Source organism: Pediococcus ethanolidurans (assembly GCF_001437405.1).
GTDB lineage: Bacteria > Bacillota > Bacilli > Lactobacillales > Lactobacillaceae > Pediococcus > Pediococcus ethanolidurans.
In genome coordinates, this window is record NZ_JQBY01000015.1 from 41969 (window position 1) to 56956 (window position 14988).

A 14988-nucleotide genomic window follows, 5' to 3' on the forward strand; every position below is an offset into this window, starting at 1 on the left:
TTGTTATGCCAAACTAGTGACCATAAAGGACAATTCTCTCAGGTTCATATTCTACCTAATAAATAGTTGCAGAAAATACTGAGCAATATTGAAATAAATTAATACGCTGGTCAGGTCACTGAGCGTTGAAATAAACGGACCACTTGCTACTGCGGGATCTACACCTAATTTTTCCATTCCAATGGGAATCAAACTACCAGCTAAATTGGCAACAAAAATTGCACTTGCCATGGCAGCACCGACAACGCCACCTAATAAGAGATTTTGCTTCCACAGACCAACCATGAGCCAGACACAAAGCCCTGTAATAATGCCAATAATAATTCCAGTAGCAATCTCATTTAAAATCAATCGCCAGATTTTTAAATGACTATTGGTCGCTAACCGCCGCACCGCAACCGCCAAACTTTGAGTTCCTGCATTACCTGCAGTACCGGTAATTAAAGAAATAAAAATAGCCAAGACACTTACTTCGGACAAAAGGCCCTCAAAATGATTAATTAAAGTCGCTGTTAACATTCCCAAAAACAAAAGCGTAATCAACCATGGTAGCCTCTTTAGAGCAGTCTGAAAGGGATTGCGCGTCACACTTTCTGTATCAACACCCGCCAAGCGAGAATAGTCTTCAGCTGATTCCTCATCAATAACGTCAATAATATCGTCAACCGTAATAATTCCGAGCAGTTCTTCAGTTTGATTTACAACAGGAATTGCAACAAAATTATAGTCACGAACCTGTTCTGCAATAGCCTCTTGGTCCTCATTTACATCAACGGCCAGAACACGAGTAGTCATCACGTTTGCAACTTTTTCTTCATCACCATGCGTAATTAAATCACGAACAGAAAGCACACCAACCAAAATATTTTGTTTATTAACTACGTAAATGTAGGTGACCAGTTCTGCTTCTTGAGCTTCACGTTTAACTTGTTGCATAGCGCTACCAATCGTTTGTTCATCGGTAACCTTGATATACTCAGTGGTCATCAGTGATCCAGCAGTTTCGTCCTCATAATGAATTAGATCACGAACCTGTTTTGCTTCATCGCCATGTAGTAAGTTTAAATATTTTCGTTGTTTAATCGGACGCATGCCCGACAAAATATCAACCACATTATCAGTGTACATTTCGGTCAGTAAACGTGCTGCATATTGTGAATCCATTTCCTCAAGATACTTAGCAGTCTCGACTGGATCTTCTTCAGTGTCATCAAAAACATTAGCTAGTTCTTTTGGAGTGAGCAAAGCATAACTTATTTTTCTTTGATTAAGATCCAATTTCGCAAAAATTTGACTTTGCTCATAACCATGCAAACTCAAAAAAAGATTTCGAAACTTCTTTTTCGCATGCTTATTTAACAATGTCACTATTTCAAGTTCAATTTGGTCAAGTTCTTCTGCCATGCTTAGTCCCCCTTGCCTAGAACAGTTAACGTGATTCTTGTTTTAAATAAGCAGCCAGATCTTTTGGTAACGGCGCCCAAACTGTTATTTGCTGATTTAAAAACGGATTAAAAAAAGAAATTGATGCACAATGTAAAGCTTGACGTTGCATGTAGCCACTACAGCTTCCGCCATACAAAACATCTCCAACTAAAGGATGTTTAAGCGCCGAAAAATGTACTCTAATTTGGTGAGTTCGTCCCGTATGTAAACGAACACGAAGTAAAGTAGCTTCTTTTAATGATTTAACCACCCAATATTCTGTCAGAGAACGGCGACCCATTTCACCAGAAGTGACTTGTCGGCGAATAAATGAACCTTCTTCACGAGCAATCGGTAAATCGATCAATCCGTGTTTTTGATTGATATGACCTTCCACAACTGCCAAATAAATTTTCTTTATTGCGTGTCGTTTAAGTTGTTTATCGAGTACAGAATGTGCAAAATGATGTTTCGCAAAAATTACTAAGCCAGACGTTTCTCGATCTAACCGCGTCACAACGTGTGTCACCAAGCTTTCATAATTTTGTCTTTTATAATAACCTTTCACACGATTCACAAGTGTATCATTTGAATATAAGTGAGACGGCACTGTGGCCAAATAAGCAGGCTTATTAACAACCAAAAAATGCGCATCTTCATAGCAAATCTCGATTGGTTCATTTGAAACAGCCACATGATCATTTTCAACTTCTGGTGGTAATAAAAGTGTGATCACATCGCCTGTCACCACAGTTTCAATAACCCGTGCCGGTTGATGATTTAGTTCAATACTTCCACCATGAAACTTGATTCCCTTAAGTAAAGTTCGCGAAATCCCCTTTTGATATAAAAAAGTTCGGATCTTCTCCGGACTTTCCACGTTTACCTGCCAATTAAACTTCATTGCCATCTCCAATAAATGCGTTTCGTACTCGACCCCAAAAATCAGTATGGCGGTACTTAGCAAAATTAATCTTCTGTTCACCAATTCGATACTTAATTTGTTCAATGGGTGCATCAAAAATATTAACCTGATCAGCGGTAAAATTAAAATCGCCACCATGTGCCGGACGTAATGTAATCCACTCATCGGGCGCCAGAATAATAGAAGCTCCCAAAGTTCTAAATACCCGATTATTGATTGATGCAATTTCAGCCATTTGTAATACTTCAAGTTGCGGATGAACAACAGCACCACCAAGTGATCTGTTATAAGCTGTTGACCCAGTTGGGGTAGAAATACAAAGACCATCGCCACGAAAACGTTCAAAAAAACGGTCCTTGAAGTAGACGTCAGCCACCAAAGTTGACGATACTTTTTTTATCGTGGATTCATTAACAGCGTGATAACGAATAGGAGTAGTTTCTCCTACCATAGTGACATCAATATCCAGAATCGGATAACCTACACATTCTCCATTATCCGCTTTAATAGCTAAAATTAATTCATCAAGTTCATAGTCGCGCCAATCTGTATAAAAACCCAAGTGACCCGTATGGACACCAATGAAACGCACATTTTCTAACTGCGTTTGATAATATTGAAACGCAGATAAAAGGGTCCCATCCCCACCAACGGTCACAACAATATCGGGTCGCTCCCGATCGATCGTTATTTTGTTGGCTTTTAGTTTTTCTACTAATTTGTCAGCGACATCTTGAGCATTATTTGCCTGTTTACAATAAACGGCTACTTTCATTTTTTATCAGTCCTTATGTGATCCATACATATTGTGGTCCGACCGTTCTCTAGAAAACAGCTTTTGCGCTTCTTGTATTTCTTCACGGATTTCCGACATTTCTTCATCTAACGAAAAAGCCGCTTCTGAAGCTCTTTGCAGTCGATCACTTAATTCTTTAGGAAATTCTCCTTGATATTTATAGTTCAAAGAATGTTCAATTGTTGCCCAAAAATTCATTGCTAGTGTTCGAATCTGGATTTCTGCTAAGATTTTCTTTTCTCCAGAAATCAACTGAACTGGATATTCCACCACGATATGATAAGAACGATAGCCACTTGGTTTTTCGTTATTAATGTAATCGCGTTCCTCAATAATCGTCATATCGGTTCGTTTTCGAAGAAGATCCACTACTTGATAGATATCTTCAACAAATTGGCACATGACCCGTACGCCAGCAATATCTTGCATATCTTGTTCTAATCGATCTTCTCGAACTTGACGACGCACCATTTTTTCTTTGATACTGGATACAGGTTTAACCCGTCCCGTTACAAATTCAATTGGACTTTGTTGATCATCGTTTTGAAATTGTTTTCGAATACCGCGCAATTTAATTTTCAGTTCATCCACGGTTTGTTTGTATGGTAATAAGAACTGTTCCCAATTATCAATCACGTATCTTGCCTCACTTTTTTAAAACACTACCTATGATTTTAGCATAAAACCGATTGTTAATCTGCCTAAACGCTATTCTTCGTTTTTTACTAACTTTTTAGGGCACATTTCTTTACCTTCTTAGACAATGTGCGCTAAGATACAGCTGAATTCAGATTACCAAAAACAATTTATTTGATATTTTTTCAAAATTTGGTAAAGTCTATATTGTTGTCTTTTATAAATATTCAAATTAAAAAGTGAATTAATTTTGATGGAGGAAAAATCAATGCTTGATGTCTATTTGTTCGTGACACCATGGGGCGAGCAATGCATGAATTCTGAAAGAGTCATGATGGACTTTGTTCATAATGTGGATCAAAAGGTTAGTTTTCAGATTGTCCCTATGTTAAATATGCAAATAATTCAAAACTATCTTCACAGTGCAGCCAACCAAAACTATCGTTCTTATAACGACTTGTCTGAGGATATGTACCACATGATATTAGATTACAAGGCCGCCTTATTTCAATGTAAACGTCATGGTCGTAACTTTTTGAAATTAATTCAAAATGAAATTACAACTCAAAATTTACCTTATTCAAAAGAATTGGGTACAAAGATTGCACAAAAGGCTAATCTTGATTTAACCATGTTTGAAACCGATCGTCGTTCTCAATTAGCTCAGGATGCGTTCAAATCAGATCAACAAACCGCATCCGAAATGAATGTTTCCGTTTCACCTTCCGCCGTCATTTTCAACGCCGATGGTGACGATTGTGGTATTCTGGTTGAAGACTTCAATAACAGTATCCTTCAACAAATTTGTCAAGATTCTGAATGCCCACTTTCTGACTCAATCAGTTTTTCCCATGCATCTGTTTCATTTCCACATGTTTTATAAAGTTATCAAGCACTTATAATAAAAAGTTTCCTAACAATCACGGCCGTAAATCGCTGTTGCTAGGAAACTTTTTATTTCTAGACTAAATTTTCAAATTCATTTAACCGTTCTTCAAATACTTGAAAAGCATCTTCCAAATAGTCTGTTTTAGTCATATCAACCCCTGCTTTTTTCATCACATTTAATGGAAAATCAGAACTACCGGATTTCAAGTAATTAAGATAGTTTTCAAGTGCATTAGGTTTCTTTTGTGTAACACCATTTGCTAATGAAGATGCGGCAGCAAAACCAGTTGCATATTGATAAACATAAAAGTTATAGTAAAAATGAGGAATTCGTGTCCATTCAGACTTGATCTGTGAATCATTAATAACTGCATTTCCATAGTAACGATGATTTAAGTCACCATAATAAGACGACATCATTTCCGCCGTCAAAGGCTCCCCTTTAGCATCCGCCGCATGAATAAATTGTTCAAATTCGGCAAATTGTGTTTGACGATATACAGTTCCTTTAAAATCATCTAAATAATGGTTTAAAACATACAATCTAATTTGTGGGTCATCATATTTATTCAGTAAATATGAGGTCAAAATATTTTCATTAGTTGTTGATGCAATTTCAGCTACAAAAATGGCGTAATCACCATATTGGTAGGGTTGATTATGTGTGGTGTAATAAGTATGCATACTGTGACCCATTTCATGCACCAGCGTAAACAGATTATCCAAATCGTCTTGCCAATTTAATAGCATAAATGGATTTGTTCCGTACACTCCTGACGAATAAGCACCACTACGTTTACCTTGATTTTCAACGACATCAATCCACCGATTATTGAATGCTTCATCTACATGATTAACATAATCATTACCCATAATTTGAAGTGCCTGTTTGGCTTCTTTTTGAGCTTCCTGATAAGTATAACTTAAGGGTGATTTTCCTGTAATAGGTGTATATAGATCATACATATGCATCTCTTTCAAATTAAGAATTTTCTTTCTTAACTCAACATAGCGATGAAGTAAATCTAAATGAGAATTCACTTCCGTAACAAGATTTGAATAAACTGATTCAGGGATTGTATTTTCACTCATTGCTGCTTGCCGTGCATCTTTAAAACCGCGAATTTGGGCGTTAAAATTATGCACTTTTACTTCACCGGCTAGAGTGGCAGCAAACGTGTTTCTAAATTGTTCATAAACGGCATACAATTGCACAAATGCTTGTTTACGTACAGCCTGATCTGTCGATTGTAACAAGGTTGAATACATTCCTTGAGAAAGCTGGACAGTTTGCCCTGTATCGTTCTTTACAAACGGAAATTTTAGATCCGAATTATCTAAAATACCAAATACTTTTTCTGAAGAATCAAAAATAGAGCTAGCACCTGCTAATATTGCTTCTTCCTTCGCAGATAAAATATGATCTTTTTTTAACTTTAAAACAGCCAAAAAATGTTCATAAGGTTTAAGTTTAGGGTCACTGTTTTGAAACTCTGTCAATTTTTCATTTGGGATAGCCAAAATTTCTGGTTCTATCCAAGCCAATTGTGCAGAGGTTTTAGAGACTAAACCAGTAATTTGGTCTTTTAGCCCTTGGTTCACATTGTTTCCCGTATCTTGATCGTTCTTTAGTTCAGCATACACATAAAGATGTTCTAACTGATTCTGAATTTTTAGTTCAGCCTGAATCACCTTTAACAGGTTTTCAGAACTATCTTTCAGTGTTCCTTGTTGGGCAAGTAACGTTTTTATTTCTGGATTCAATTTTGCAATCGCAGAATCAACCGCTTCTTTATTTTCAAAAATACTAGTTAGATCCCAGGTCAATTCAACTGGTACTTCATCTCGTTTAGGTAATTGTTTTATCTCAGTCATTCACATTTCCTCCTATCGTAAATTAAATCTTACTTTAGCACACTACGAATGAAAATGGCGCAATTTTTGTGTAATGTCTGCGTACCAAAAAGGAGAGTTAATCAACTGATAGTGATTTTGATTGTACTTAAGGAGATTGGCAGAAGTTAGGCTTTGAAGCCATTCGCGAAAATTTAATTCATCATAAGCCTGCGAATTAATTGCATTCGGAAACTGCAAACCATTATTTTGAACTGACTCTTGAAACCAAGCTGCAAGCATCTGATACGAAAAATGAGATCTAGTTGTATTTTGAAGCTTGATTAAAAATTTGATTTTCACTTCTAATGGTATATGTTCGCCCATTGGTAACCTAAAATCATGCGCATGAATGACCCAGGGACATCCGGCTAAATTTAAATGATGCGCGTAACAAATAAGCTGAATTTGCTTTAAATGCTTATCAGTATATCTTCCTAATAAACGTCGCTGTAATTCCAGTGCTTCTCGATAGCGATCTGGCTGGGCATCTATAGTATCTGTTCTGATTCGATTAAAGAAGCCATTAAAGGCAGATTTCGAAGGATTAAATGAATAGTCGCGCCATTTTAATTTGCCAAATAAATCTTGAGTAATATGGTGTTTAACGATAAACTGATCACTTTGAGGATTATAAAAAGAAACAAATAGACCTAATGATTTTTGAAAATAGGCAAATTTAGAAATTTTTTCAAGTGTTAACTTACTTGTTAAGTAGGTAGGTCCTAAAATCCACCAAACCTTATAACCATTAATTCGATAACCTTTAGTTCGTTGCTCTAATCTTTCATAAGAGATCGGACTGCATTGAAACTCAAGCGCTGTTCGATGATGATGCCAATATACCAACACATCTGGGCGTTGTTTTAGCTTTGGTAAATAGGCTTCTAGTTTTACTGCTAAATGATTTTGGCGACACCAATTAAATATTTTAGTCTTACCCATCAAATGAATTTTAGTTTCACCTTCACTAAATAAATGACAATCTGTTCCCGCATGATGAGCAAAATGTGTCAACCGCATTTGCCCTTGTCTTAGAATGACATTTTGACCACAACCCGGACAGGTATACTGATTTTCTCGGTGTGCATCAGCAGCTAAGATACTTTGCTCATGGTCATTTGCAACAAACATATGCATCCCCTCCAAAAGCAAGATACGTCAAAAGACACAAAACTCATTAAAAAAGGCATAAAAAAATACTAACATTTTACCGTTAGTATCTTAGTTTTTAATTATTTAAAGTAGTGACGCGTCAACTCCAAAGCACTTTGACTCATTATCTCTTGACCATGTTCATGTAAAACATCAGCGGTTACTTCTGAAGTATCTGCGTACTCGTAAGCAACTGCCAATTCATTTTTAATTGTTTCTGGACTTGATTCATCAACAAAGAAAATCAAATCTAAATAATAGTCACCCTTATATTTAAACAAATTTGAAGCTGCACTATCAAGTCGAAGAACACGCGCAATTTCGGGCATACTTTCAAAACTTGGTAGTTTCAAAACAAATTCTTGCGTATTCGTGTCCGGATCATTTAAATAGGGATCTAAGTCAGCTGGACTAGAATCTTTCGTTTGAGCCTTTTTCTTGGTATCTTCATTATCATGTTGAATTAATTGATGCTTAAGAAATTCCGAAACATCGTCTTCATTGTTAATGTTAAATGTTTTATTATCAGAACTTACTTTTGAGTTACCCTTCATATCAGCATTTTTACTGATAAAAAGTTCCAAGCCATTTCGGTTAGGTAACACCTGAAAAGTAACGGCATCATTTTCTTGAAATTGATGATCCGTATCTACTTCCTGTAAAATACTATAGAAAAAATCCTCTATTTGTTTATGACTTCCCAATAAATCAAGAACTGTAATGCCACGTTCAGTTAAATCATCGTTTCCGATTAAAACTCGAATCGTATCATCATTTATTCGTTCCATTTCCATGTTCGCACCCCCAACCTCTCGTTGCATTTATCTGTTGTGCGTCACAACAGAACCCAATAAAAAATTAGATTCATGGATATTATCCCACAAATCTAACTTTTTGCAATTAACCTGTCTTTTATTTTACAAATCTGCTAATCGTTGTGCTTCTCTTAACTCATAAGCTCTGACATCTCGAGGTAAGAAACGACGAATTTCATCTTCATTGTATCCAACCTGAAGTCGTTTTTCATCCAAAATAATTGGTCGACGAAGCAACCCAGGATTTTTCTGAATCAAATCAAATAATTTTTGTAATGGTAATTCATCAAGATTAATATTAAGTTTTTGAAATACTTTAGAACGTTTTGAAATAATTTCTTCCGTTCCATTTTCAGTCATTCGTAGAATCGATTTAATCTCATCCATCGTCAATGGTTCGGAAAAAATATTACGTTCCTTAAATGGAATGTTGTTTTCCTTTAGCCAAGCTCGTGCTTTTCTGCAAGAAGTGCAACTCGGTGAAGTATATAAAGTAACCATATTTTTTCCTCCTTAGCAATTGAACCAAAATGTGCTTTGTGTAAAGCAAATTCAATTTCTTTACAATGACTATTATAACCTGAAACGAGAATTAAAACCATAGTTTTTTGAAAAAAGTTCTTACTTTTTGTAAACCGTTAATTGACAGTTTTAAAAATTATGTCAATTTAAAGACTATTATGTGTCAAATGAAAGAATAAGGTTGATTTGTTCATGAAGTCTTCTTAATTTTTTTCTTATTAAGTCTAATAATATTTATTAATGATAAAAAGTTAAGTTTCTTGTAAAAAAGCTCTTAAGTATCGCCTATACCAATTTTAATTTTTGAATGTTATACCGTGTACTTAAAGAGTTTTGATGCATGCATAACTTGAACGTTTGTTCCCGCTTTTTCAGCTGCCTCATTTACTAATTGGTCAAGGTTACCAATTTGCGGTAAGTGCGTTAGTAGCAAATTTTGAACTTGCGCTTGCTTTGCGAGTAAACCCGATTCTGCAGAAGTCATATGCCACTTTTTTCCCTCTTTGTTTGCATAAAAATTAGTATCTGTCATTAATAAATCGGCATTCTTGGCAAAATTGGCAAGATCTGCAAAATATGCAGTGTCAGACGTAAATACAAGCACTTTATGACTCGTCTTTTCTTCAATCCGAACTGCAAATGCGGCCACTGGATGATGGGTTTGTAAAAAAGTTATTTCGAAAGGTCCCAGGTCCAGTTTCTGATCAGCACTATATGGTTTTCCAACTGTTGCTCCCGGCCAAGTTAAGGCACCAAAATTCAGTGGATCCTGTGTATGCCCATATATTGGCAAAACAGATTCTTTTTTGACACCTTCCTTTAACTGCCAAAAGTATTGCAAAACACCCACATCTGCTGTGTGATCATGATGATAGTGTGAAAGTAATACGGCATCTAATTGAAGTGGATCCAAAACCTTTTCCAAAGTTAATAACGCGTCACTTCCGCAATCCAAAAGTAGATTATAATTATCGGACTGCAATAAATAAGCACTCGTACCATCGCCATTCCATGGATAACCACCATAGTACCCTAATACTGTTAATTTCATTTTAGAAAATCCCCTTTCATCTACTCAAATATCTCTTAATAATAAATGCTGTCCTTCTTTAATTTAACATATTCTATTTGAAAGAGAAAACCTTTTCATTAATTAGAGATAACAAGGTATAATGAAGACGTAAACAATTGGAGGGATTATAATGATTGATAAAATTTCATCAACCTTTGGCAGTTGGCCAATTTTAAAGCAAATTGAGAAAAACAATCCGGAACGTCGCTTTATAACCTTATCAAGTACATCAATTCATAACGATTTTCAACTATTGGACGTTTCTGGTAAACCTTCAGTTTTTGCCAATCCATTAATTTACCAAATTAAGTTCCATACCGGTAATTTTGTTTGGAATGGCTTTTATCGTTTTTCCTTTATGACACTCTCGAAAGAGGAAATAAAAGTACTCGATGCAAAAATAGCACAATTGGCCACACCTAGTCGCCTACCTCTTGGATTAAATGATTTGTTTGTGCTCCAACCTCAAAATCATTTTAATGAACGTATTATTTTAACTATCTGGCAATTGGATTCAGACTATGCAATTTGGCGCCGTTCAAAGAGTTTTTCACCGTTCAAAATATATAGTGATAGCGGTGCATATGATTATCACGATTCAAACTATACAGCTTATCAACTTCACAGTTTACAATCCTAAAAAAGTTCTGCATAATTCAAGGCCTCTAAACCTTAAACTCATGCAGAACTTTTATTATTTCTGAACTTTCAGAGTCATTGCGTTAATGGCCACGATAATCGTACTCATTGACATAATCACTGCTCCTACCATGGGATCTAGCATAAAACCTAGTGGCGCCAATACACCTGCAGCTACCGGAATGGCAATTAAATTATAACCGGCTCCCCACCACAAATTTTGCATCATTTTGGTATGTGTATTTTTAGCTAATTTAATAAAACTTACAATGTCCATCGGATCACTTTTGACCAAGATGATATCTGCTGATTCAATCGCAACATCTGTTCCGGAACCAATTGCAATGCCAATATCAGCCTTAGCTAAACTGGGAGCATCATTAACCCCATCCCCTACCATCATGACATGATTACCGCTATTTTGATAATCACTAATAATTTTTTGTTTATCTTCCGGGTGCAACTGGGCACGATAAATTGAAATACCAAGCTCACGAGCAACCACAGAAGCCGTTTCTTCATTATCACCGGTCAACATAACGGGTTGAATTTGCATGTCCTTAAACGCTTGTATTGCGCGTTTAGCGGTTGGCTTAATTTGGTCACCTTCTGCAAGCATCCCTACAACCTGTTGGTTATGAATTAAATAGGCTACTGAATTTCCTTCATTTGCCCATTTTTCAAACGATTTAGTATCATAAGCAATGGCTTGTTCTTTCAAATAAGTTGCCGAAACAATTTTATATTGCTGCTCTTCAATTCTGCCCTTGATACCAACTCCAGTAATCTGACTTGTATTCTTTGCAGTTAGTAAAGACAGTCCTTTATTTTTTGCTGCATTTAAAACTCCGACAGCCATTGGATGAGTTGAATTGGCTTCAAGACTTGCCATTAATTGCAGTACCTGATCATCATTTAAATCACTTTGATAGCTTTCAATATGATTTACTTTAAATTTACCCTCAGTTAAGGTTCCTGTTTTATCCATTAAAACATACTTAACTTTCTTAATAGCCTCCATTGCATCACGATTACGAATTAATAAACCGTGGTTTGCTGCCAATGCTGTACTGCGCGCCGTTACTAGAGGGATAGCCAGCCCTAATGCATGTGGACAAGCAATGATCAATACGGTGACTGCTATGGACATTCCCATTGAAAGACCACTTAATGATGTCCATGCTACAAATGCAATAATTCCAACTATTAAAGCAGCATAGAATAACCATCCTGCTACACGATCCGCCATAGTTTCCACTTGAGATTTACTTTCTTGTGCACTCGAAACTAGTTTTTGAACCTGTGCTAAATAACCTGTTTCTCCAGTCCCAGTAACCTTGAATTCAAAGGTGCCATCGCCATTGATTGATCCACCGATTACTTTATCATGAACCTTTTTGGTGACTTGTCGGGCTTCTCCTGTAACCATTGCTTCATTAACACTGGTTTCACCGCTAACCAATACACCATCTGCTGGAATTTTTTCACCCGCACGTACCTGTAATATTTGTTGCTCTTCTATCTCGTTACTCTTAATTTCTTGAATTTGATTCTTCGTTACAAGATGTGCTTTGTCTGGAAGCAACTTGCCAAGTGCATCAACCGCATTTCCAGCACGACTAACAGCATTCATTTCAATCCAGTGACCAAGTAGCATAATCACAATTAGGGTTGAAAGTTCCCAGAAAAAGCTTTCTTTTTGAGGTTGAATTTTAAGAATATCATTAGCAATAAATGCATAAATGCTATAAAGATACGAAACGGAGATTCCCATAGTAATCAGCATCATCATTGCCGGTTTCTTTGCTTGTAATTCACCTTTTGCACCACTAAAAAAAGGTTTCCCACCGTAGAAAAATAGAATTGTTGCCAGTACTGCAACGATCCAATCAGATCCAGTAAAGGTAAATTGAAATGGTAAATCAACTCCCATCATTGGACTCATGAGAATAATTGGAATCGTTAAAACTAAAGACACCCAAAATTTCTGTTTTAAATTTCCCATGTGCATCATATGTACACCATGATTCATCATATCGTGATCCATATGCATTTCTTCATTTCCCATATTCATATCATCATTCATTTTGCCGTCTCCTCCTCTGGGATACAATTACAAGCAACTTCATCCGGTGCGGTTTTTGCCTTTTCAACTAATACCGACTGCAGTTTTTCTATATCTGTTTTGCTTAATTGAAGATCTTTTACAAGCTGTGTTAAAACCTCGCCATTCTTCATTGCACACATATTTTGAAATAGTCGGGTCGCTTCTCTTTGCATCGCCACTCGTTCTGGAATCGCACACTGATAAATATTTGTGTGTCCCTCTTTTTGAGCTGTTAACATTTTTTTTTGCATTAAACGACTAATTAGCGTTTTAACTGTAGATGCCTTCCAAGCTCTTTTATTTAATAATAAATGAACCACTTCATTACTAGTAGCTTGACCCATTGTCCAAATGATTCGCATAACTTCCCATTCAGAACTAGTGATTGGTAATTCTTCTGTCATTTTTCTTCCTCCGTCTACAAATGTAATTTACATATTATAGACTACATTTGTAGTCGAAAATTGTCAAGTGTAAAGTGCCTCTAAAAATTAATATGTGATATGATTGAACCATTGAATTAACAGAGAAAGGTCAATTATGAAAATTAAAATTAGTCGTGCAATACTTATTAACATGATTTTGGATTTACTATTTGGAATATTTTTTATTTATTATCTCTTCACTACAGATTCATCAAACAGATATCGATGGATCATCACTATTTTTGCAGCTTATGATTTTACAGACATTATCATGAGTATTCGAAAAATTATTTTAATGAATAAAAACGACAAAAATTAAAAATGTGCGTTAAAAAAGAGGAATTCAGCTGAATGTTGAATTTCCTCTTTTTTAAATTTCTAATCATGATTCAAAGCCTTAAGGTATTTTTCCATATACATGTCTTTGTTTCTAGAATTATATTGTGTAATAAAACGTGGATGTTCTAAAGGAATTATCGTTTTAAAAAAATGGTAGTTCTGATTTATTTCTGTTAGTACTTTATAATTTTCCCCACTACCAATGCAATAACATATTGACGTATCTATCCCAAAATCTAGCTGTTTTCGTATGGAACTAATCATGTAAGGAAAGAGTAGCTTTTGAATTTTCTTATTTTCGTAGTAATTACAGTTGACTTCATTTCCTTTTGAGTTTATCCGTGCTAATCCAAATGGACAGACAAAACTTGGGTAGAAATTACCATAAAACTGCTTTCTACCACCATATCTATTCATAACTTCATTCAAAAAATTTGATGCAGATTGATTAATATGAAAGTTATCAATCAAAATTCCGGTTTCATTTTGCAGTGTTTCGGCGTCTTCAAAAGGAACACCCGTCACAGCAGTCCCACGCCGCGCAGGTGAGCTACCAAGGATTAACCGACGAGAATTAAAATCATTAAAATATTTCTGATAAAATATTGACGTTGTTTTAAGAACGGCTTCCTTCTGATCACCGCTATATGGATTGATAATTTTGAATTTATCAGGCAAATCAATTGATATCGCTGCCAGTTCATTATTAAAATTTAAAATTTCTCTACTGAAACTCATTTGATCACCCATACATACTTTTCTTTCTGTTATATATAATTAGATAACATCGTTACTTGATTTAGGTTAGTTAAAATACTCGTTTTTGTTTATATTTTTTTAAATCTAAACATTACCAATAGTAACAAACACAGTAATAGGTATTCATCAAAATGATAACCTCTGTATTTTTCCAAGCTTTATTGATAAATTTTGCGAAAATAAAAAACGATCAATTTCCCAAAAAGTGGGAAAAAACCGTTTCACTTAAATAAAACATTTCAAGGCGGTAACCGGATTTGAACCGGTGATGAAGGTTTTGCAGACCTCTGCCTTACCACTTGGCTATACCGCCATGTAAATAATAAAGGGCATCAAGAATCGTTGATTTCAAAAATGCCAACGCTTAACAGATTATCACAGCGAGCGCTTTTTGTAAAGGTGTTCTTTACTTCGACTTATTTTTTTGTTCTTTACTTCTACTTATTTTTTCAATCATGTTTTGAAATTTTTTACCTAAGTTAACTTATTTGCGAATTTGCATTTAGTATATTTTTGAAATGATTCATTAGATACTTAAGCCTGCTATGAAAATATATCGGTAATGTAATGGGCGGTTGTAGAATGTACATTA

At 35.5% G+C, this 14988-nt stretch carries 14 protein-coding genes and 1 tRNA gene; 2 read left to right on the plus strand and 13 right to left on the minus strand.

The window, feature by feature from the left end:
• Positions 1–51 precede the first annotated feature (51 nt).
• From mgtE to yjbM, 4 genes are read right to left on the minus strand one after another with little or no spacing between them, the layout of a single operon-like run.
• The gene (gene mgtE / locus IV87_RS07345; RefSeq protein ID WP_057806932.1) at positions 52–1404 is read right to left on the minus strand and encodes a magnesium transporter; all 1353 of its coding nucleotides are present in this window, start codon (positions 1402–1404) and stop codon (positions 52–54) included.
• A 25-nt stretch (positions 1405–1429) separates the two neighbouring features.
• Positions 1430–2329: an RluA family pseudouridine synthase gene (locus IV87_RS07350; RefSeq protein WP_057806935.1), complete on the minus strand. Its 900-nt coding sequence runs from the start codon at positions 2327–2329 to the stop codon at positions 1430–1432.
• On the minus strand, positions 2319–3125 hold the full coding sequence (locus IV87_RS07355; protein ID WP_057806937.1) for an NAD kinase: 807 nt from the start codon (positions 3123–3125) through the stop codon (positions 2319–2321). The genes IV87_RS07350 and IV87_RS07355 overlap by 11 nt, the downstream gene beginning before the upstream one ends.
• 6 nt (positions 3126–3131) lie before the next feature.
• Positions 3132–3782 (minus strand): GTP diphosphokinase, encoded by a 651-nt coding sequence (gene yjbM / locus IV87_RS07360; protein ID WP_057784618.1) that lies wholly within the window; start codon positions 3780–3782, stop codon positions 3132–3134.
• 268 nt (positions 3783–4050) lie between these two features.
• On the opposite strand from yjbM, the gene IV87_RS07365 reads away from it, so the two are divergent.
• Positions 4051–4665: a DsbA family protein gene (locus tag IV87_RS07365; RefSeq protein ID WP_057806938.1), complete on the plus strand. Its 615-nt coding sequence runs from the start codon at positions 4051–4053 to the stop codon at positions 4663–4665.
• A gap of 77 nt (positions 4666–4742) precedes the next feature.
• Here IV87_RS07365 and pepF read toward each other — a convergent pair whose 3' ends face one another.
• The 5 genes from pepF to IV87_RS07390 form a co-directional block, all read right to left on the minus strand.
• The gene (gene pepF / locus IV87_RS07370; protein WP_057806940.1) at positions 4743–6545 is read right to left on the minus strand and encodes an oligoendopeptidase F; all 1803 of its coding nucleotides are present in this window, start codon (positions 6543–6545) and stop codon (positions 4743–4745) included.
• A 42-nt stretch (positions 6546–6587) separates the two neighbouring features.
• Positions 6588–7697 carry a competence protein CoiA gene (locus tag IV87_RS07375; RefSeq protein WP_057806942.1) on the minus strand — a complete coding sequence of 370 codons (1110 nt, stop codon included), beginning with the start codon at positions 7695–7697 and terminating at the stop codon, positions 6588–6590.
• A gap of 101 nt (positions 7698–7798) precedes the next feature.
• Positions 7799–8512, minus strand: a complete 714-nt coding sequence (locus IV87_RS07380; RefSeq protein ID WP_057806944.1) for an adaptor protein MecA — start codon at positions 8510–8512, stop codon at positions 7799–7801.
• Between the two features lie 123 nt (positions 8513–8635).
• Positions 8636–9034 (minus strand): transcriptional regulator SpxA, encoded by a 399-nt coding sequence (gene spxA / locus IV87_RS07385; protein ID WP_057784613.1) that lies wholly within the window; start codon positions 9032–9034, stop codon positions 8636–8638.
• Positions 9035–9365: 331 nt separating this feature from the next.
• On the minus strand, positions 9366–10106 hold the full coding sequence (locus tag IV87_RS07390; RefSeq protein WP_057806946.1) for an MBL fold metallo-hydrolase: 741 nt from the start codon (positions 10104–10106) through the stop codon (positions 9366–9368).
• Positions 10107–10257: 151 nt separating this feature from the next.
• Between IV87_RS07390 and IV87_RS07395 the strand changes: the two genes are divergently transcribed.
• On the plus strand, positions 10258–10767 hold the full coding sequence (locus tag IV87_RS07395; RefSeq protein ID WP_057806948.1) for a hypothetical protein: 510 nt from the start codon (positions 10258–10260) through the stop codon (positions 10765–10767).
• 54 nt (positions 10768–10821) lie between these two features.
• Here the strand turns inward: IV87_RS07395 and IV87_RS07400 are convergent, their stop codons facing one another.
• From IV87_RS07400 to IV87_RS07420, 4 genes are all read right to left on the minus strand, one after another.
• Positions 10822–12852, minus strand: coding sequence for a heavy metal translocating P-type ATPase (locus IV87_RS07400; protein WP_057806950.1), 2031 nt, complete (start codon positions 12850–12852; stop codon positions 10822–10824).
• Positions 12849–13277, minus strand: a complete 429-nt coding sequence (locus IV87_RS07405) for a CopY/TcrY family copper transport repressor (protein ID WP_057806952.1) — start codon at positions 13275–13277, stop codon at positions 12849–12851. The genes IV87_RS07400 and IV87_RS07405 overlap by 4 nt, the downstream gene beginning before the upstream one ends.
• A gap of 399 nt (positions 13278–13676) precedes the next feature.
• Positions 13677–14387: a uracil-DNA glycosylase family protein gene (locus IV87_RS07415; protein ID WP_057806956.1), complete on the minus strand. Its 711-nt coding sequence runs from the start codon at positions 14385–14387 to the stop codon at positions 13677–13679.
• A 251-nt stretch (positions 14388–14638) separates the two neighbouring features.
• Positions 14639–14709 (minus strand) — tRNA-Cys (locus tag IV87_RS07420).
• Between the last annotated feature and the right edge of the window lie 279 nt (positions 14710–14988).